At 43.4% G+C, this 21,149-nt stretch carries 15 protein-coding genes; 1 reads left to right on the top strand and 14 read right to left on the bottom strand.

Translation table 11 applies throughout. From position 1 onward, the window contains the following. Positions 1–621: 621 nt before the first annotated feature. The 9 genes from icmF to ACZSMY_RS15255 all read right to left on the bottom strand — a co-directional run bounded on the left by icmF (position 622) and on the right by ACZSMY_RS15255 (position 13,898). Positions 622–3,852 carry a fused isobutyryl-CoA mutase/GTPase IcmF gene (gene icmF / locus ACZSMY_RS15215; RefSeq protein WP_193064712.1) on the bottom strand — a complete coding sequence of 1,077 codons (3,231 nt, stop codon included), beginning with the start codon at positions 3,850–3,852 and terminating at the stop codon, positions 622–624. A gap of 59 nt (positions 3,853–3,911) precedes the next feature. Further along, a complete protein-coding gene (locus ACZSMY_RS15220) occupies positions 3,912–4,517 on the bottom strand; it encodes a TetR/AcrR family transcriptional regulator (RefSeq protein ID WP_042529447.1) in 606 nt (201 codons plus the stop codon). Positions 4,518–4,549: 32 nt separating this feature from the next. Further along, a complete protein-coding gene (locus ACZSMY_RS15225) occupies positions 4,550–5,689 on the bottom strand; it encodes an acyl-CoA dehydrogenase (protein ID WP_193064713.1) in 1,140 nt (379 codons plus the stop codon). 2 nt (positions 5,690–5,691) lie between these two features. After that, positions 5,692–6,834: an acyl-CoA dehydrogenase gene (locus ACZSMY_RS15230; protein ID WP_193064714.1), complete on the bottom strand. Its 1,143-nt coding sequence runs from the start codon at positions 6,832–6,834 to the stop codon at positions 5,692–5,694. Positions 6,835–6,844: 10 nt separating this feature from the next. Further along, complete coding sequence (locus ACZSMY_RS15235; RefSeq protein ID WP_368901271.1) at positions 6,845–7,702, bottom strand: 3-hydroxyacyl-CoA dehydrogenase family protein; 858 nt, start codon at positions 7,700–7,702, stop codon at positions 6,845–6,847. Between the two features lie 45 nt (positions 7,703–7,747). Beyond that, the gene (locus ACZSMY_RS15240; RefSeq protein ID WP_042529441.1) at positions 7,748–8,941 is read right to left on the bottom strand and encodes an acetyl-CoA C-acetyltransferase; all 1,194 of its coding nucleotides are present in this window, start codon (positions 8,939–8,941) and stop codon (positions 7,748–7,750) included. A gap of 88 nt (positions 8,942–9,029) precedes the next feature. After that, positions 9,030–11,138: a (Fe-S)-binding protein gene (locus ACZSMY_RS15245; protein ID WP_465147948.1), complete on the bottom strand. Its 2,109-nt coding sequence runs from the start codon at positions 11,136–11,138 to the stop codon at positions 9,030–9,032. Between the two features lie 475 nt (positions 11,139–11,613). Continuing rightward, entirely contained in the window at positions 11,614–13,284 is a 1,671-nt protein-coding gene (gene argS, locus ACZSMY_RS15250) for an arginine--tRNA ligase (RefSeq protein WP_368901268.1), read from the bottom strand. Between the two features lie 182 nt (positions 13,285–13,466). Further along, the gene (locus tag ACZSMY_RS15255; RefSeq protein WP_042529435.1) at positions 13,467–13,898 is read right to left on the bottom strand and encodes a YwiB family protein; all 432 of its coding nucleotides are present in this window, start codon (positions 13,896–13,898) and stop codon (positions 13,467–13,469) included. A gap of 302 nt (positions 13,899–14,200) precedes the next feature. On the opposite strand from ACZSMY_RS15255, the gene ACZSMY_RS15260 reads away from it, so the two are divergent. Then, positions 14,201–16,213 carry a transglycosylase domain-containing protein gene (locus tag ACZSMY_RS15260; RefSeq protein WP_455725672.1) on the top strand — a complete coding sequence of 671 codons (2,013 nt, stop codon included), beginning with the start codon at positions 14,201–14,203 and terminating at the stop codon, positions 16,211–16,213. A 62-nt stretch (positions 16,214–16,275) separates the two neighbouring features. Here the strand turns inward: ACZSMY_RS15260 and ACZSMY_RS15265 are convergent, their stop codons facing one another. From ACZSMY_RS15265 to ACZSMY_RS15285, 5 genes are all read right to left on the bottom strand, one after another. Then, positions 16,276–17,637 carry an MmgE/PrpD family protein gene (locus ACZSMY_RS15265; protein WP_455725673.1) on the bottom strand — a complete coding sequence of 454 codons (1,362 nt, stop codon included), beginning with the start codon at positions 17,635–17,637 and terminating at the stop codon, positions 16,276–16,278. Then, the gene (locus tag ACZSMY_RS15270) at positions 17,630–18,772 is read right to left on the bottom strand and encodes an amidohydrolase (RefSeq protein WP_455725674.1); all 1,143 of its coding nucleotides are present in this window, start codon (positions 18,770–18,772) and stop codon (positions 17,630–17,632) included. Before ACZSMY_RS15270 ends, ACZSMY_RS15265 begins: the two co-directional genes overlap by 8 nt. Next, positions 18,765–19,514, bottom strand: coding sequence for an amino acid ABC transporter ATP-binding protein (locus ACZSMY_RS15275; RefSeq protein ID WP_042529429.1), 750 nt, complete (start codon positions 19,512–19,514; stop codon positions 18,765–18,767). The genes ACZSMY_RS15270 and ACZSMY_RS15275 overlap by 8 nt, the downstream gene beginning before the upstream one ends. 12 nt (positions 19,515–19,526) lie before the next feature. After that, positions 19,527–20,204 (bottom strand): amino acid ABC transporter permease, encoded by a 678-nt coding sequence (locus ACZSMY_RS15280; protein ID WP_042529427.1) that lies wholly within the window; start codon positions 20,202–20,204, stop codon positions 19,527–19,529. Between the two features lie 150 nt (positions 20,205–20,354). Further along, positions 20,355–21,137, bottom strand: coding sequence for an amino acid ABC transporter substrate-binding protein (locus ACZSMY_RS15285; RefSeq protein ID WP_455725675.1), 783 nt, complete (start codon positions 21,135–21,137; stop codon positions 20,355–20,357). Between the last annotated feature and the right edge of the window lie 12 nt (positions 21,138–21,149).

Raw genomic sequence — 21,149 nt, forward strand, 5'->3', positions numbered from 1 at the left:
TTATATATGCTATTTTGAGATCGACACCAAAATCTATGGTTTATAAATAGATGTTATCATGACTCATAGTGACCGCTACGGAAAAACACTACGCTTTCCGTGGGCCCCGAGCTCATCTCCTTTAAAGAAGACTTGCTGATTGGCAAGCCGTCAGGCGCAGACAGAAGCATAGTCGCACTTATGCCCTGCGGGTAGAAAAAAAGAAGTACGCTTTTTTTCTGCGGGGTCTTCCCTCCGCGCTTTCCCACAACGGACAGGACGTCCTAGTGTCGGTCGTTGGTCACAGGACGTGACCGTTCTTAGTCGACCAGGAGTCTCCGTATTTTTCCTCTGGGACTGGGACTGCGATTACTCGTCCCACCGAAAACCATTGCGGTTACTCGCCCCATCAAAACCGTCGCTAGCTAGTATCGCCAACATAATTATTCACTTATATCAACCAATGATTTGGATGAACATCCCCATTTCTTCACAATAAATCTATTTTACATTATAAACACATTTGATTGCAATTATCCAGTGAAAGTTGTTCAGATCTACGCTGGATTTAAACATACCATTTCTTCTGCTTCTAAAGGAGCACGAGCTGGTATTACAAATGCCGAGACGGGTTTCTGGATATTACATGTTCCGTCTGTATTGCCCGCCGACTTCATAGAGTGCTCTGGTGATTTCTCCAAGGCTTGCGTGGCGGACGGTGTGCAGCAGTTCTTGGAAGATGTTTCCGTCTGTTACTGCTGTCTGTTTTAATCGTTTTAGAGCTTCTTCTACATGATCTTTATGCTCTGATTGAAAACGACGCAGTTCATTAATTTGATGCATTTTTTCCTCTTCGGTTGCCCGGGCAAGCTCCATGGAATCAATGTCTTCCTCTGAAGGCGGGTTGGGATTTAAATACGTATTCACCCCTACGATCGGCAATGCTCCCGAATGCTTCTTTCCCTCATAATAAAGCGATTCCTCCTGAATTTTCCCGCGCTGATATTGGCGTTCCATCGCTCCCAGGACACCACCGCGGTCATTCATCTGTTCAAATTCCTGCAGAACCGCTTCCTGCACGAGGTCGGTTAATTCTTCAACAATAAAGGATCCCTGTAAGGAATTCTCATTTTTCGCCAGGCCAAATTCTTTATTAATAATCATCTGAATCGCCATCGCTCGGCGGACAGATTCTTCTGTCGGGGTCGTGATTGCTTCATCATAAGCATTGGTATGCAGGGAATTCGTATTATCCTGAATAGCTAATAATGCTTGCAATGTGGTGCGGATATCATTAAAATCAATCTCCTGCGCATGCAGGGACCGCCCTGAGGTCTGCACATGATACTTCAGCTTTTGGCTGCGTTCATTGGCACCGTATTTTTCCTTCATGGTAATTGCCCAGATTCTTCTCGCTACCCGGCCTATCACGGTATATTCCGGATCTAGCCCATTCGAGAAGAAGAAGGAGAGATTCGGTGCAAATTTATTAATATCCATTCCGCGGCTTAGATAATATTCTACATACGTAAATCCATTTGCTAACGTGAACGCCAGCTGGGTAATCGGATTCGCGCCGGCTTCTGCAATATGATAACCAGATATGGAAACAGAATAATAATTACGTACCTTATTCTCTATAAAATATGCTTGAATATCCCCCATCATCCGCAGGGCAAATTCAGTTGAAAAAATACAGGTATTCTGCCCTTGATCCTCTTTTAAAATATCTGCCTGCACGGTCCCTCTGATGACAGAAACAGTATCTGTCTGAATTTGACCAAATTCTCCACTGGTTGGCGGCCGTCCCTGCTCCTCGGTAAACTTATCCACCTGCTGGTCAATGGCCGTATTAAAATACATCGCTAAAATAATAGGCGCCGGACCATTGATTGTCATCGAGACAGATGTTAAGGGGTCTGTTAAATCGAAACCGCTATAGAGCTTTTTCATATCCTCTAATGTACAAATGTTTACGCCGCTGTTGCCAACCTTCCCGTAAATATCCGGACGTTCTGCAGGGTCTTCTCCATATAAAGTAACTGAATCAAATGCTGTAGAAAGTCGTTTTGCTTCCTCCCCTTTAGACAGATAATGGAAGCGGCGGTTGGTCCGTTCCGGTGTCCCCTCACCGGCAAATTGTCTGGTCGGATCTTCTCCCTTTCGTTTAAATGGAAATACGCCTGCTGTATAAGGAAAGGCTCCGGGAACATTTTCCCGCATTAACCAATAAAGGCGGTCTCCCCAATCCTGGTATTTCGGCAGCACTACTTTCGGAATCTTTAATCCCGAGAGAGACTCTGTTGTTAAATCCATCGTAATCTCTTTATCTCTTACTTTAAACGTAAAGGTATCCCCAAGATAGCTTTCTTTTAATGTCTCCCAATTTTCCAGCAATTGTCTGGAGTTTCCGTCTAATTGCTGTTCATAGCTTGTAATGATTTGATCCAATGAAGCCGCAATAGCTTCCTCCGCGTCTTCCTTAGCTCCGGTTAATCGATAAAGTTTAGAAGCAATTTCCTGCTGCTTCCCGGCGCGCTTATCATAATTCCGGACATAGGAAGCAATCTCCCGTAAATAATGCCTGCGCTCATTCGTAATGATTTGATTTTGCTTTTCGGAGATAACATGACGCGGAAAGGAGACCTCTGCTTCCCACTGATAATCGGCTTTTATCCGGTCAATCAAAGACGCAAACAAAGCATTCGTTCCTTCATCATTAAACTGGCTTGCTATTGTGCCGAAAACAGGAAATCGGCTTTTATCCTCATGAAACAGCATATGGCTGCGTTCGTATTGTTTCCGGACTTGATTCAGCGCATCCTCTGACCCCTTTTGTTCAAATTTATTAATCACAATAAAATCGGCATAATCGATCATATCTATTTTTTCTAATTGCGTCGGCGCCCCAAACTCCGCTGTCATCACATACATGGATAAATCCGTAATATCTGTTACCGCAGCATCACCCTGCCCAATCCCGCTCGTTTCGACAATAATCAGGTCATAGTCTGATGCGCGCACGACATTTATCGCATCCTGAATGGAATCGGAAAGCTCTGTTCCAGAATTTCTGGTCGCCAGCGAGCGCATATACACCCGCTCTGAAAAAATCGCGTTCATACGGATACGGTCACCAAGCAATGCTCCACCTGTTTTTCGTTTGGATGGATCGATAGATAAGATAGCTATTTTCCGCTCTGGAATTTCATTTAAAAAACGGCGGATAAGTTCATCTGTCAGCGAGCTTTTCCCTGCTCCGCCTGTTCCTGTAATTCCGAGAACAGGGATTTTCTGTTTTTGCTGCTCTGAAAGTTTTTTTAATACCTGCTTTTTCGTTTCTTCCTCCCCATTCTCCATCAAGGTAATGAATTTACCGATTGCTAAGCGATCTCCTTCTTTTAACCGCTCCATATCTTTTTCAATATCAATCGGCGGAAGAAAATCACATTTTTCCAGCATCCGGTCAATCATCCCCTGCAGACCATACTTTCTCCCATCCTCAGGAGAAAAAACCTGAGCTACGCCATAATCATGAAGCTCTTTGATTTCACGGGGGAGAATCGTCCCTCCGCCGCCGCCTAACACTTGAATATGAGCCGCATCCAGTTCTTTCAACAGGTCAATCATATATTTAAAATATTCCACATGCCCGCCCTGATACGATGAGATAGCAATCCCCTGCGCGTCCTCCTGGATTGCTGCGTAGACGACTTCTTCTACGGAACGGTTATGTCCAAGATGAATAACCTCGGCACCGCTCGCCTGCAAAATGCGCCGCATAATATTAATGGAAGCATCATGCCCGTCAAACAGGCTCGATGCCGTTACAAAACGAATAGGATGCTTTGGCGAATAACGTTCTTCTGTCATGCTTATCCCCCTCTTTTAGTCAGCTCTTAACATAGTAAAATCCCTAATCCTCCCTATAGTTACAGCCAGCAATCCACTTGCTTCATCTGCAGCTCGACATACTCATCGAGGGTAAATTCCTTTTGAATGAGCCAGCGGCGGAAACACCACATATGCCCGCTGACGACAATATGATTAGCCAGAAAATGAATTTCTTTCGCACTCCGCTTTTCTTTTAAACAAACATTCAACAATTCCTCCATCATTCCGACAACCTTCTGCTCCTGCCCCAAGACAAATTGACGTTTTTCTTTATTTAATGATTTTGTTTCCTGATAGAGCATTAAAATTTCAGGCTGAATCGTGTCCATAAAGTAAAGATACTGCCGAATCGCCTGACGCAGACTTTCCATTGTCGGATTTTCTACAGAAATCGTTTCTGTCAGCTGATCGCGAACCCGGTCATGCACGAATTCACAGACGAGAAAAAGCACATCCTCTTTTGTTCTGATATACTCATATAATGTGCCAATGCTGAACCCGGATTCTTTCGCAATTTCTCTGGTCGTTGTACGGTGAAAGCCTTTCTCCTGAAACAGCCGCATGGCGCCTTCAATAATCTGCTTCCGGCGCCGCATCACAAGCTCCTGATCTTTTACAGAAGAGCGGATTTGATCTTCACTCATTTTTTCAGCCTCCTTTTAAAAGAGATTGTGCTTTATTTTGTTACCATCCGCCCAATAACAAGCCGCTGAATTTCATTCGTCCCCTCATAAATTTGCGTTATCTTCGCATCACGCATGTAGCGTTCTACCGGATAGTCTTTTGTATATCCATAGCCGCCGAAAATTTGCACTGCTTCGACGGTAATGCGCATTGCTGCATCTCCTGCAAATAATTTGGACATTGCGGATGCCTTTCCATATGGCTTCCCTGCTGATTCCAGCCATGCTGCCTGATAGGTCAACAGACGGGCTGCTTCAATCTCCGTTGCCATATCCGCCAGTTTAAAAGAGATACCCTGGTTTGCTGCGATTGGTTTGCCGAATTGTTCTCTTTCCTTCGCATATGCTGCAGCTGCATCCAGTGCGCCCTGTGCAATTCCTAAAGCTTGTGCAGCAATCCCATTTCTGCCTCCATCTAAGGTCGTCATGGCGATTTTAAAGCCTTCTCCTTCTTCACCCAGCACATTTTCAGCTGGAATCCTGCAATTTTCAAAGATTAACTCTGTCGTAGGCGAAGAACGAATGCCCAGCTTCTTTTCCTTCTTGCCAAAGGTAAATCCTTCTGTTCCTTTTTCAACAATAAATGCCGTGATGCCTTTATGTTTTTGATCCGCATCTGTTTTTGCAAAAACGATATAAATATCAGCAACCCCGCCATTGGTAATCCATACTTTGCTGCCATTCAGTATATAATCGCCGCCATCCTTTTTGGCTGTTGTTTTCATGGAGACAACGTCACTGCCCGCCCCCGGCTCAGACAAAGCATAAGCTCCCAACGCTTCTCCCGTTGCAAGACGCTGGAGGAAATGCTGCTTCTGCGCTTCATTTCCATATTTATAGATTGGCCAGCTTGCCAGGGATACGTGGGCAGAAAGGGTAACTCCAGTCGAAGCACAGACACGTGATAATTCCTCTACCGCTATACAATAGCTCAGATAATCAGCGCCGATTCCGCCGTATTCTTCCGGCCAAGGGATACCTGTTAATCCCAGTGCTGCCATCTGATCAAAAATTGCTCTGTCAAACCGCTCTTCTTCATCTCTTTCTGCAGCTGTCGGCTCTACTTCATTTTCAGCAAAATCCCGAACCATTTTCCGAAGCATTTCCTGTTCTTCCGTTAATTGAAAATCCATTCCTATCTCCCCTTCAAAAGCTCTTTGGATATCACAATATGCTGTATTTCATTTGTTCCTTCATAGATTTCCGTTACTTTGGCATCACGAAATAACCTTTCTACCGGATATTCCTTTGTATAGCCGTATCCCCCGTAGATTTGGACCGCTTCAATGGCATTTTGCATAGCCGTTTTCGTTGCTGTCAGCTTTGCCATCGATGTTTCCTTGATACAGGATTGATTCATTTCAATCCGTTTGGCTGCCTGATAGGTTAATAGTTTCGCCGCTTCTACATTGGTTGCCATCTCAGCCAGCTTAAAAGCTATTCCCTGATTGGCTGCAATCGGCTTGCCAAATTGTTCTCTTTCCTTCGCATAAGCAACAGAATAATCTAAAGCTGCTTCGGCAATACCAAGTCCCTGTGCCGCAATCCCGATCCTTCCGATGTTCAAGTTAGCCATCGCAATTTTAAAGCCTTCCCCTTCCATGCCAAGCAGGTTTTCCTGCGGGATACGGCATTGCTCAAAGGTTAATTCCACCGTGCTTGAACCCTTTAAGCCCATCTTCTTTTCATTTTTCCCAATCGACAGACCGGGACTATCCTTTTCCACAATAAAAGCACTGATGTCATCTTTCGATTCACCTGTTCTGGCAAACGTAATAAAGGTATCTGCATATTCTCCATTAGTAATAAATACTTTGGAGCCGTTCAATACATACGTATCATCTACCAGCTTAGCAGTTGTCTTTAACCCGCTTGCATCTGATCCTGAATTCGCTTCAGTCAGAGCAAATGCACCTAAATATTCCCCAGAAGCAAGCTTCGGGATATATTTCTGTTTCTGCTCCTCTGTTCCGAAATAAAGGATCGGATTCGTCCCGACAGACGTGTGTACCGATAAAATAACACCGACGGTTGCACTAACCTTGGACAGTTCATGAATCACCCGGATATAAGAGCTGAAATCCATGCCCGCTCCTCCATACTCCTCCGGGATAGGAATTCCCATTAAGCCGAGTTCCCCCATTTTCTTGATAATTTCTTCAGGAAACCGGTCTTGTTCTTCCATCCGCTCGACTTCGTTTGCAATTTCATCGCGGGCAAAGTCCTGAACCATTTTCACTAACATTTTTTGTTCTTCTGTTTGTGTGATAATCAACATGCACACCCCTTTAGTCAGTATATGAGTAGAACCCTTTACCCGCCTTCTTCCCAAGTCTTCCTGCCTGCACATACTGTCTCAGGAGCGGACACGGACGATATTTACTGTCTCCAAAGCCTTCATGAAGAATTTCCATAATCGATAAGCAGGTGTCCAAGCCAATGAAATCTGCCAATTGCAGCGGGCCCATCGGATGATTCATCCCCAGCTTCATCACCTGGTCCACATCTTCTATACTGGCAACGCCTTCAAAGACGGTATAGACGGCTTCGTTAATCATTGGCATCAAGATACGGTTGGAAGCAAACCCTGGAAAATCTTTCACTTCCACATCCTGCTTGCCTAATGCTTCCGTCAATTGCTGTACTGTTTGATACGTCGCATCACTCGTTTCTAAGCCCCGAATAATTTCAACCAGCTTCATAACAGGAACAGGGTTCATAAAATGCATGCCGATAAATTGTTCTGCCCTGCCAGTAACAGCTGCAATTTCTGTAATCGGCAAGGAGGAGGTATTAGTTGCAAAAAGGCTATGTGCGGGCGCAAGTTCATCCAGCCTGCGGAATACATCTTTTTTTACTTCCAGCTTCTCTACCACTGCTTCAATAATAAAATCTGCTGTGATTGGATCTGCTTCCAGGTCAACAACAAGCTGCAGGCGATTCAATGCCCGCCTCTTTGTATCCGCTTCCATTTTTCCTTTTGCAACATCCTTCTCAAATATCTTTTCAATATACTGCTTTCCTCTTTTCAATGCCTCAATATCCGCATCATACAGCTTCACCTCATAGCCGGAACGGGCAAAAACGAGTGCGATGCCTGCACCCATTTGCCCTGCTCCGATTACCATTACTTCTTTTACAGTCATGATTATACGCTCCTTTTCAAGGGGTTTTAAACTTATCGTTTAAACTCATGCTTCACTTGACGGTACTTCAATTAGAACTGCGTCTCCTTGACCGCCGCCGCTGCAAATCGCTGCAATACCTTTTCCTCCGCCGCGGCGTTTTAATTCATGAATCAAAGTTAAGATAATCCGGTTACCGCTTGCGCCAATTGGATGCCCCAGTGCTACTGCCCCTCCATTGACGTTGATTTTCTCCTCATCAATATCCGCAATTTGCCCGCTTGCCAGTGCAACTACTGCAAATGCTTCATTGATTTCATAAAGATCAATTTCTTTCTTGGATACACCTGTTTTTTCTAGCAGACGATTGATTACTAAGCCCGGTGTTTGCGGAAAGTCTTTTGCTTCCACTGCTACTTCTGCATGACCTAAAATTGTTGCCAGTGGTGTTTTATTTAATTCCTTTGCTTTTTCATCTGACATCACGACGACAGCACTTGCCCCATCGTTTACGCCAGGTGCGTTTCCTGCTGTAATAGTACCGTCCTTATCAAATGCAGGCCGAAGTGTTGCCAGTTTCTCCACCGTGGTTCCTTTTCTTGGCGTTTCATCATCGCTGACCACAATCGGCTCCCCTTTACGAACAGGAATTTCTACAGGAACAATCTCCTCTGCAAATTTCCCTGATTCGATCGCTTCTACTGCCAGCTGCTGGCTCCGGGCTGCCCATTCATCTTGGCGTTCACGTGTTACTTCAAAGGAAGCAGCTGTGTCATTTCCGTAGCTGCCCATGTGGTTTCCTGTAAAAGTACAGGTAAGACCATCATGAATCATTAAATCCTTCACCGTTTTATCGCCCATGCGATTTCCCCACCTGGCATCAGGTAAGAAGTACGGTGCATTACTCATGCTTTCCATTCCGCCAGCTACAATGACATCCTCTTCCCCTAAGCGAATCAATTGATCAGCCAGCGTCACACTGCGTAATCCAGAGGCACATACCTTATTGATTGTTTCCGTTTTTACTTCCCAAGGGATACCCGCTTCTACAGCAGCCTGTCTGGACGGAATTTGCCCCTGTCCGCCCTGCAGAACCGTTCCCATGATTACCTCATCTACATCTGCTCCGTTAAGATCTGCCCGTTCCAATGCTGCTTTAATTGCTTTTGCTCCCAGATTTACTGCGGTTAACGGCGTTAAAGCCCCTCCAAATTTCCCGAAAGGGGTCCGTGCCCCTGAAACAATAACCGATTTTCTCATACGATATAGCCTCCCTTATTTATTCGAACGAACGCTCGTTCAACAGACAGTAGAAAATATAGAGAGGACGTCTATCCTCTCTATATTTTTATGCTGTTTTTTCTTCATTTTCTTCTAAAACAGATAGTGCCAGAATTTCAGCCACATCCATTGTACCAATATCCTCTTCTACTTCTTTCGCTTTTGTTCCATCGCTCAGCATCGTTAAGCAGTATGGACAGGCGCTGGAAATCATTGATGGCTGCACTTGTAATGCCTGCTCTGTACGGGCCACATTAATCCGGTTTCCAGTCGTTTCCTCCGTCCACATCAAGCCGCCGCCTGCACCACAGCACATCCCGTTCTCGCGGCTGCGGTTCATTTCTATCAGCTCTAAGCCTGGAATAGCCTTCAAAATTTCCCGTGGCGGATCGTAAACGCCGTTATATCTCCCTAAATAACAGGAGTCATGGTAGGTCAATCTTTCATTGATTGCTTTCTGCGGCTTCAGCTTCCCTGACATGACAAGGTCATAGAGCAGCTGCGTATGATGGTAGACCTCTGCTTCAAATCCAAAGTCAGGATATTCATTCTTAAATATATTGTACGCGTGCGGGTCAATCGTGACAATTTTTGTGACGTCATTCTTGGTAAATTGCTTGATATTTTTCTCGGCAATTTCCTGGAATAAAAACTCATTCCCAATTCGTCTTGCCGTATCGCCAGAATTCGCTTCGGTGTTTCCTAAAATGGCAAAGCTGACGCCAGCCTGGTTCATTAATTTAGCAAAGCTGAGCGCAATTTTCTGGCTGCGGCTGTCGAAGGACCCCATCGAGCTGACCCAGAATAAATACTCAAAGGATTTATCCTCCTTCTTCAGCTCTTTCACTGTCGGAATATAAGCCGATTTATCCTCATCACGCCATTTGATCCGGTCCTTCTTCGATAAGCCCCATGGATTGCCCTGACGTTCAATATTCATGACAGCACGCTGAATTTCAGAATCCATTTTCCCCTCTGTCATGACCAAATAACGGCGCATATCGATAATTGTACCGACATGTTCATTATTGACAGGACAAGCATCCTCACAGTTTCGGCATGTCGTACATCCAGCTAGTTCTTCTTCTGTAATGACATCACCGATCAAGCTCATGCTTTGCACCGATGCAGCTGCTTCCTTGCTTGCAGAAGCCTGGTTGCCGGCAGTTCCGGAAAAGGCATAAGAAGGAACCCACGCCGATTTTCCAGTAACGGCTGCGCCTTTTTCGGTTAAATGATCACGAACCTTAATCATAATATCCATCGGCGAAAGCATTTTTCCTGTTCCGGATGCCGGGCAAACATCCGTACAGCGGCCGCATTCCACGCAAGCATAGAAATCGACCATTTGATGCTGTTTAAAATCCTCTACCTTTCCGACACCAAAAGCAATTTCTTCTTCACTTTCTTCATCCATATCTTCTAAATCAAAATCGATTTTTTCTAATTTACCAGGCACTTTTTTCGTCAAAAAGACATTGATTGGTGCAGCAATTAAGTGTGCGTGTTTGGACTGCGGCACATACACTAAGAAAGTAAGCAATGTTATCGTATGTACCCACCAGGCAATATAGAATAAAACCATTGCTGCCCCTGCTGAAATGCCGCCGAATAACCCTGCAACAGCACTGGCAACCGGCTCCGTCCATGTTAATTCATGTCCATGCCAAATCATTGCCATCCCATTTCCGAACAGCACAGAAATCATCAATGTTCCAATGAAAATAAGGACAAGCCCTGCTTTCAAGCCTCTTTTCAAACGAACGAGCTTCTCCATATAACGGCGGTAAAAAGCCCATACCACCGCCACCAGAATCATTAAGGTAACAAGCTCTTGAAAAAAGACAAATCCCGGGTAAAGCACGCCAAACGGTAGATGATTCCCCGGCGACAGCCCTTTGACAAACATATCAATGGCTCCAAATTGAACCAGAATGAAGCCGTAAAACATCATTACGTGAATCGTACCGGATTTTTTATCTTTTAACAGCTTCGATTGGCCAAATACATTTTTTATAATGCGTTGGATCCGCAGCTTTATCTCGCCGTCAAACTCTGATTTTTTACCGAGTCTGATATAGGCCACTCTTGTTGCGATGATTTTGGCAAATAAGAATAATGCATAGCCTGTTATGGCTATAAATGCTATCCAATTAATCATCAGAAATGTATCCAAGATGATTCCCCCCTCTTTATATTATAATATAAATTGACAGCGTTTTCATATCTGTGTAAAAAATAATTCTATCTCTACTTTAAAACATGAATGAACATTCAGTCAACCTATTTGGAGGAAATTATGATAATTTTTAGCGGTTTATTATGTTTGCCGTTAATAATATCCTTTAGATTGTTGATAGCGTTCATCATAGCTGATAAAAAACAAAAATAATCCTCTCATGATCTTTAGCAGGAGACTGAAAAATTATTTTTTCTCTGGTTACCTGCTCTCTCATAACGAGGACTCGTTTATTGATGACCGTTCCATGAACCAAGCATGAATATTTTTTTAATGAAATAATATAGTTTAATTCATAATGATAATACGATCAATAACTTCCTTTCAGTATACTTTACGAAAATGTTGTTTTAAAAAAATCCCACAAAGAAATCAACCATTTCTCTGCAGGATTTTCATATCATTTTCTTTCTTACATTTTCTCCGGTGCATTCACACCTAAGATACCCAAGCCGTTCGCCAGTGTTTGACGCACTGCTTTCATTAAAGCAATACGCGCGCTGGTACGCTCCGGATTATCTCCATCCAATACTTTTTCTGCATTGTAGAAGCTGTGCAGTGTAGAAGCAAGGTCAAATACATACTGCGTGACTTTATGCGGCATTTGTTTGTCTGCCGCTTCAGCGATCACCTGCGGCAGCTCTCCAACTTTTTTAAGCAGGTCCAGTTCTTTTTCTGCGGTCAATAAGGACGCATCAAAATCCCCATCTGTTGCAAATCCTTTATTCTTCGCCTGTTCCAGCATCGTGCAAATACGTGCATGAGCATATTGAACATAATAAACCGGGTTATCATTGGATTGTGATTTGGCAAGGTCCATATCAAAGTCTAACTGCGAATCATTGGAACGCGCTACGAAATAATAACGGACCGCATCGATTCCTACCTCATCCATCAGCTCTCTTAAGGAGACAGCTTTCCCGGTACGCTTGCTCATTTTTACCTTTTCCCCGGCTTCAAACAGATTAACCATTTGGATAATTTTCACGGAGAATTTCTCAACTGGATAACCTAACGCCTGCAAAGCAGCTCCCATTCTTGGAATATATCCATGATGGTCTGCGCCCCACACATTAATAATTTGGTCAAAACCGCGATCTAATTTATTTTTATGGTAAGCAATATCTGGTGTTAAATACGTATATGCTCCGTCCTGCTTAATAAGGACGCGGTCTTTATCATCACCAAAAGCAGTCGTCTTAAACCATAATGCACCGTCTTTTTCATACGTATAGCCGCCATCTTCCAATACTTGTAAAGCAGCATCAATCTGGTCGTTTTCAAAAAGAGAACGCTCGGAGAACCAGCTGTCAAATTCAACACGGAAATCCTTTAAATCATTTTCAATATTACGCAGGGAAGCCTTTAAGCCATATTCTTTAAAATAATCGAGACGCTCTTCATGAGATTTCTCCGCCCAGGCATCCCCTTTCTCTTTCACAAGGTTTTTCGCAATATCAATGATTGCCTGCCCATGATAGCCGTCTTCCGGCATATCTACGGACTGCCCTAATTCCTGTAAATAACGTGCCTCTACAGATAAGCCAAGATTGTTGATCTGGTTTCCTGCATCATTAATATAATATTCTCTCTCCACTTCATAGCCTGCAGCTGCAAAAAGATTACATAATACATCCCCGAATGCAGCATTTCGCGCATGGCCTAAGTGAAGGTCACCAGTCGGGTTAACAGAAACAAATTCAACCTGAACCTTTTCTCCGTTCCCGTCTTTTGAAGTGCCGTAAGCATCTCCAGCGCCCAGTACGGTTTCAATGACTTCCCCTAAGAAATCCTGCTTCATATAGAAATTGATAAATCCGGGTCCGGCAATATCAATTTTTTCAACAGACGCTGCCTGCTTATCTAAGTTGGCTGTAATTTCATCTGCAATTTGACGCGGTGCTTTTTTCGCAATTCGAGCCAGCTGCATCGCAATATTGGTGGCAAAATCACCATGTGCTTTATCCTTCGGTGTTTCCAGAATAATATCCGGAATCGTATCCTCCGTCGCAAGCTCTGCAGCAAGAACAGCTGTATGAATTTGCGCTTTTAATGTTTCTTCTGTTTGTGCTAGTACATTCATTCCTTATTTCCTCCTTGTTTCTATCCCCGCCGGCAGTTTAAGGAACACGACATACAGGTGGACTGCTCTTATGCCAGAAAGGAATACCACTAACGCTCCGCCACTTCTGTCACCGGGTTACTTTTGGCAATTTCTCTCCCGCTTACCTGCTCCCAATTCCTTAAAGACGGGAAAATCTTTGCTTATTTTGCTGAAAATTGAAGCTTGAGCTGATGCTTCCGTTCGAGTTGTTCATTCAGCTTCATCGTATAATTCATATCAAGCACCCGCGGCATGGCATCCTCTGTAAATGAAATCGATTCTGTAAAAGTTTCCATATGAATATTGCCATGCATATGCTGATAAATGTTTTCTGTTTTCTGGCCTAATTGAAATTGCTGATTCATTTGGATGACACCCGTTCTCTTAATCGAGACACGCTCCGGCCGAATCATAATCATATTTTGAATCGTTCCGGCTTCTTCATTTACTTCCTCGTATTTAAGTACATCGATGCTGCCTTTCTTCGTCCATTCTCCCGTGAAGGATTGTTCCTGCGTCTCCTGTTCACCGGAATCTACATCATAAATCACTGTCTTCAGCGTAATAGTAACATGTTCGGAATTATGTTGCATACGTACTCCTTTAATCTTGTTTACAAATTTATATTTATAGTGTACTTATTATATCTTTAAAACACCATGATAAGCAATACTCTTGCTGCTTAAAAAACTTTATCACGGCATGATCGTCTGTAATTTCCCCTAACTGATACGGAAAAAATTGTTTAAGATGAGCGGGGAAAAACGGTCCCCTAAATCAAGTTTCGTTTTACACGTTTATAAAAGGCGTTCTTTTTCCATAATAAATAGAGAGAATAAATAAACTCCAGTATCACCATTTTGTAAAGACATATTTATTTTGGAGACGATAAAGGATGAAATCATTAAAAAAGCTGCGTCTAATCTATAAGTTAATTGGCGTCGTTGTGCTGCTGATTATTACTGGTATTTTAGCTGTTTACTTATTAGCCTATCTCATGGGTCCTCCAAGTCTCAACAATCAATCTCCTGCTGTGTTTTACGACCGGGAAGGGAATGAGATTGAGGATACATTTGGAGACTCTTATGAATGGGTCCCTTTAGAAAATATTGATGATTCCGCTGTCCAGGCGAGTCTGGTGATTGAAGACAATCGTTTCTTTGATCATCATGGACTCGATTATTTCCGGATTGCGAAATCACTGTGGAATAATTTTATTTCCGGCTCGTTAAAAGAAGGAGCCAGCACGATTACACAGCAGTATGCCAGAAATCTCTATCTATCTGCAGAAAAAACCTGGTCCCGCAAGCTGCAAGAAGCCTTCTATGCCATTCGTTTAGAAATGTTTTATTCCAAGGAAGAAATTCTAGAAGGCTATATGAATACCATTTATTACGGTCACGGAGCACACGGGATTGAAGCGGCAAGCAATTATTTTTTTGGAAAGCCTGCTCATCAGTTAACCCTGGCAGAAGCGAGTATGCTGGCGGGGATTCCAAAGGGACCGACGTATTATTCACCACTCAATAACCTGGAAAATGCGACGGACAGGCAGCAGCTTATCCTCCATCGAATGCTGGACAATGAAATGATTACGGAGACAGAATACGAAGAGGCGATAAATGAAGAATTAGCTTATCAGCAGCAGGCTCCAGCTGAGGAAGAAGCGTCCTATTTTAAGGATGAAGCATTAAAGGAAGCTGCACGGATTTTGGAGAAGGATGTGGAAGAAATAAAGCTCGGCGGTTATCAGCTGCACACGACATTGAACAGCGATTATCAACAAGAAATGGAGGAGGCCGCTGCACAAACCATTAAGGAAGGCAGCGACTTACAGGCTGCCGGTATTTCTATTGTTCCGCAAACTGGTGCAATAACTGCCATGATTGGCGGAACCAATTATAAAGAAAGCAGCTACAACCGGGCGATGGACGCCAAACGGATGCCCGGTTCTACCTTTAAACCTATTTTATATTATGCTGCCTTAGAAAATGGCTATACAGCCAGTACGACCTTAACCAGCGAAGCAACGACTTTTGAGCTTGCAGACGGTTCTGCTTACCAGCCGAGTAATTTTAATGGGTATTATGCAGATGCCCCTATCACGCTTGCGGAGGCAATTGCTCTATCAGATAACATCTACGCCGTGAAAACCGCGCTTTATGTCGGCGGAGAACGATTTATTGAGACAGCAGAAAAATTCGGGATTGAAAGTGACCTGAATAATGTTCCTTCCCTGGCGCTCGGCACTTCTGCTGTATCGGTCATTGAGCTGACGAATGCTTATGCCCGTCTTGCTAATGGAGGAGAAGCAGTCACGCCTTATCTTATTGAAGAAATTACCGATGCAGATGGAAAAACACTTTACTCGCACAGCCCCGAAGAGAGCGAGCCCGTTCTTGATGAAAAAAAAGCGTTTATTCTAACCCAGCTTCTAACCGGAATGTTTGACGAAACATTAAATAGCTACACCAGTGTCACCGGAGCAAGTCTGCAAAATAAGCTTTCCGATATTTATGCCGGCAAATCGGGAACAACGGATTTTGACAGCTGGATGATTGGCTATAGCCCCGTTATCTCTACCGGAATTTGGGTCGGGTATGATGACCACCGGGAAATGACCAATGTAGCGGAAGCAGCCTTTTCAAAAGAGATATGGGCAAATTATATGGAGAATATTGACGAAGACGGAAAAAATGTTTTTCCCATGCCTTCTGGAATCGTCGGTCTTCCAATCGATCCGGTCAGCGGATTACGGGCCGATACCAGCTGTGAAAAAAGCAGAATCATGTTTTACGAAAAAGGCACTGAGCCGCTTGGTTACTGTCATAACGGAAATGTCGATCAGCGGGATGATGTCATCGAGGACACAGGGATTCTTGAGAGATGGTTTGATTTGTTGTTCTAAACGCGGAAAAAGACTGCGGACAAGGTCTCAAAAAAACCTTGCCCGGCAGTCCTTTTTCTGGATTAGCTTTCTGCTTTTAACAGCGGAAGCAATTTCTCTAATGTGACTGTTTCTTCTTGCTGAAATACTTCTATAAATGGCATCGCCTTTTGCTGCAGCAGCTTGTCTGCTTTCTCTATCAAATCTTCCCGTCCCAACGGGTTTCCCGGCGAACCATACGGAATATCGCAGCGGGCTTGCTTAATATCCCCATTACGCAGGCTGATTTCTATCATACTATATCGATTCGCCGGATAACTCACAGAGGCAAATGGAATATTCTCATCATACACCCTTGTTATTTTATTCATTAACGCACTGACCTCTTCCGGAATCTCTTCCCCCAAAAAAGCCTCCATGGAAAGCTCTCTTCCGGTTAACAGCAATGCTGCACAATACTCTGCACTAAAACGTCCCTGCTCCCCATTTTTCGGATTTGTATAGATAAGTGCTGCATCACCGTTTTCAGGAAAATAAAGCTGAATCGAAGCGATTTGCTTCAAATCTACTTCCCAGTCCCTCATCAAGGCTTTTGTCGCATCAATTGGATGAGCGTTCGCTGAGCAGCAGGGATACAGCTTAAACCAAAATCCTGGCTTATCAACAGCCCATTCCAGCCCCCATTCATCAAGCAGACTGTCTATACTGCTGTCTTCATTTCCAAACATGGACAACAATCCATTCTCAGCTGTTATTGTATTACCATTACCAGCAACACCCTGTTTAACAAGATGCAGAATCTGCCACGCTTTTTGCGCTGTCAGCCCTGCGTGTAACGGTTTGATAAGCGTTCCAAAATGGCTCCTGGAGCCGCTGATTTGCGAAACACATAGGTCGAGTGCTTGGTTAAATTCTTTTTCTTGTAATGTCATATAATACGCTCCAGCAGCAACGGCTCCATACATTCCCGCTGTGGCTGTCGTATGAAATCCTTTTTCATAATGAGATTTCCCCACTGTTTTGGATATGCGTGTCATCACTTCTACTCCAATTAAATAAGCCTCAAAAAAACGGGCAGTATCTTGCTTCTGTTCTATCAAGGACATTAATAAACTGAGAATAACAGCAGATGGATGCCCGCGGATTTCCGAGTGGACATCGTCCAAGTCTAAGGCATGCGCAGCGTATCCATTCAAAAAACAGGCATCGTAGGGGTGGCCCTTTTCACGTATCCCAATAACCAGTGCGTTCTCGTGAGCTGCATCTGGAAATAATCGAGCATTCCATACGTTGGGAAAATGCGTATCATATGCAACAGTGGTGTAGCAGCAAACAAGATAATCCAATAACCCTTTTTGTAAATTTTCTTTTGTATCCGCTTTTAAATCTTCCCACTTAGGAGCAGAAAAAACCCTCTGAACGAGGGCTTCTGTCATATTATTCATTTTTCAGGACCTTTACAGCTAATGTGGCAAAGAATGCTGCTGCTACTTCAATGGCATCCTCCTGCAAATCAAATTCTGGATGATGCCATTCTTTTGGCCCATCGACTCCCATCCACACAAAGAATCCCGGGATATAATTCTGATAGTAAGCAAAATCTTCTCCGCCAGAGCTTGGTACAGCATCTACGGCTTGATAGCCTGCCTCTACAGCAGCCTCACGCACCGTTTGTTCATACTGAGATGCATTATTTACTACCGGCAAATAGCTTTCCCACTCAAAATCGACTTCGCCGCCATTTCCTTTAGCAGTGGTTTCTGCTAAATTCTGCATAAACTCCGGAATAGCCTGACGTGCTTCCGGCTGAAATGTTCGGACTGTACCTTGCAGCTTCACCTGATCAGGTATGACATTCCACGTATTCCCGCCATTAATGCTTGTAATACTGATGACCGCATTATGGAAAAGATCAATTCTTCTGGCAATAATCGACTGTACATTCGTTACATACTGGGATGCTATCACGATTGGATCAATCGCATTATGCGGAATCCCTGCATGTCCGCCGATACCTTTAAACGTTATTTCAAACTTATCTACGCTGGCCATCAAACCTTCCGATTTCACGCCAATGGTGCCTACTGGCAAATCAGGCTTATTATGCATGCCAAATATACCGCACACGCCTTCTAAGACACCTTGTTCTACTAGATATTTTGCTCCTTGAGCTACTTCTTCAGCCGGCTGAAAAATAAAACGGACAGTGCCATGTAATTGATTTTTTTGTTCATTCAGCAGAATGGCTGCACCTAAAATAGAAACCATATGGAAATCATGGCCGCATGCATGCATTTTCCCCTCTGTTTCCGATTGGAAAGGCACATCTGTCTCTTCTTTGACCGGCAATGCATCAATATCCGAACGAATAGCGATTGTCGGGCCAGCATGCTCCCCTTTTACTTCTGCAATAACGCCTGTTTTTATATCAAAAGGCAGAATCGTGATTTCATTCTCTTCCAGCCATTTTTTTAAGTGGGCCGACGTATTTATCTCCTCAAACGCAAGCTCTGGGTTCCGATGCAAGTATCTGCGTTTTTCGATTAAATCTTTGACTAGTTCTTCTGTTACCTTAAACATTTTCTTCACCTGCCCCTAATCTTCTTAAAAATTGTTTTGTTCTCGGAGACTGTGGATTATGGAAAAATTCTTTCGGTGTATTTTCCTCAATGATATTTCCATCTGCCATAAAAATAACGCGGTCTGCTACTTCTTCTGCAAATTGCATCTCATGTGTCACGATAATCATTGTTGAGTTCTGCTCCGCAATTTTTTTAATTACCTGGAGCACTTCAGAAATCCATTCCGGGTCAAGTGCCGATGTCGGTTCATCGAACAGAATCGCATACGGGTTCACTGCAAGCGCACGCGCAATACCAACACGCTGCTGTTGTCCTCCAGACAATGTAACCGGATATTGATGTACTTTGTCTCCTAAACCGACTTGATTCAGTATTTCCATTGCAATTTTTTCAGCTTCTGGCTTCTTCATTTTTTTAGCAATTATCAGCGCTTCTGTTACATTTTCCAACGCTGTTTTATTTTTAAATAGGTTATAATGCTGAAAAACCATCGCCGTCTGCTGTCTTAATTGATAGATTTCTTTGGAAGACATTTTTTTAACGTTTATCTTTTTATCTCCAATAATCAATTCCCCTGCATCGGGTTTTTCTAATAAATTCAAGCAACGCAGCAACGTCGATTTCCCTGAGCCAGATGGTCCGATAATTGCCAGGACCTCCCCTTCTTTTACCTCCAGGTTGATTCCGTCTAACACAACATTAGATCCAAATTGTTTTTTCAAATTTTTTACCGTAATCATATTCGTACTCCCTTATGATTGATATGGCCGTTCCATTCTTTTTTCAAGCGCCTGTTGAATAAACGTATAAATAATAATCATCGCCCAGTATAAGAGCGCCAGGGCTAAATACGTCTCAAAAAAGCGCAGGGAGGAAGCGGCAAGTATTCTCCCTTGTGCGAACAACTCTACAACTCCTAATGTAAACGCCAGGGATGTTTCCTTAATCAATCCAATAAAAATATTTCCTGTTGCAGGCGTAGCATTTCGTACTGCTTGGGGCAAAATAACTCTGCGGAAGCTTTGAACTCTTGTCATTCCAACAGACAGACAAGCTTCCATTTGTCCTTTATCAACAGAAGCGAGTGCGGCACGAAATATTTCTGCTAAATAGGCTGCCTGCTTCAGACTTAAACCAAGGATAGCAGCAGCAATCGCCGTCATTCCGCTTAGAGCAGGAAAAATCTGCGGCAGCCCGTAATAGATTAAGAAAAGTTGAACCAGAGATGGAATTGCCCTAAAAAACGAAACATAGGCGATAGCTAAGTGCGTGAGGACAGGTATACCTGAGCGCAGCACCAGTGCGATACCCATCCCCAAAACAACTGCAATCACCATCGTAACAATCGCTAAAAATAATGTAAGTGGTATAAATGGTAATAAGTCTGGAATCAAACTTATTAAATAAACGAAGTCTATATTAAAATTCATATGTCATCCTCCAGTTAGAAAAACTTCAAAAAACGAAGACCAGCCAAATCATAAAGTGAAAGCCGCTGTCAGAGCTGGGACTGCTTCATCAATCCAGATCAGATGCTTACAGCGGCATTACTTCTGTTTTCGTATGCTCAGCCAAATAAATTATTCTTGTACGGTTATATCCTCTCCGGCAAAATATTTCTTTGAGATTTCTGCCAATGTACCGTCTTCACGAAGCTTTTCTAATTCTTCATCAAATTCTTCACGTAATGCCGCTCCTTCCTCATTCTTTGTAAACGGGAAAGAAATATCTTCGTACACAAATGGGTCTCCAACAAATTTAAGAGGTAAATCTCCTAATTCGATTTCTGCTATCAAGGCAGACTTCGAATTCACATAGCCATCGACACGGTTATTGATAGCATCATTCATCGCACCATCACGTGTTTCATACGTTCTTGGCTCAATTTCTGGATCAAAGGCTTCTAGATTTTTAACATTATTGGAACCCAATACCCCAGAAACGGTTCTTCCTTTAAATTGTTCTAAGTCTGTAAAATCGTTATCCTCATGAGTCACAATGGTTGCACCAGCATACGCATAAGGCACCGAAAAGTCATATGATTCAGCTCTTTCCTCTGTTACAGCCACAAAGTTCGCCACGGTATCAATCCGTCCTGTTTCCAGCTGCCCCATAAGCCCTGAAAAATCGGTTGTTACCCATTCGACTTCGTAGCCTAAGTTTTCAGCAGCTGTTTCTAATACTTCTACATCATAGCCTACTAATTCGCCGTTTTCCTCATAGCTATTTGGATAGCTTTGTGCCGTTGTTCCTGCCTGTAGTACGTTATCACCCGAACCTTCTTCAGAGCTGCCGGAATCCCCGCATGCTGCTAGAATGGTTATTAAAACAATGCTTCCTGCTAGCAATATCAATTTTTTCATTTTTCTATAACC

The sequence above is a fragment of the Oceanobacillus sp. B139/18 genome (assembly GCF_055524595.1).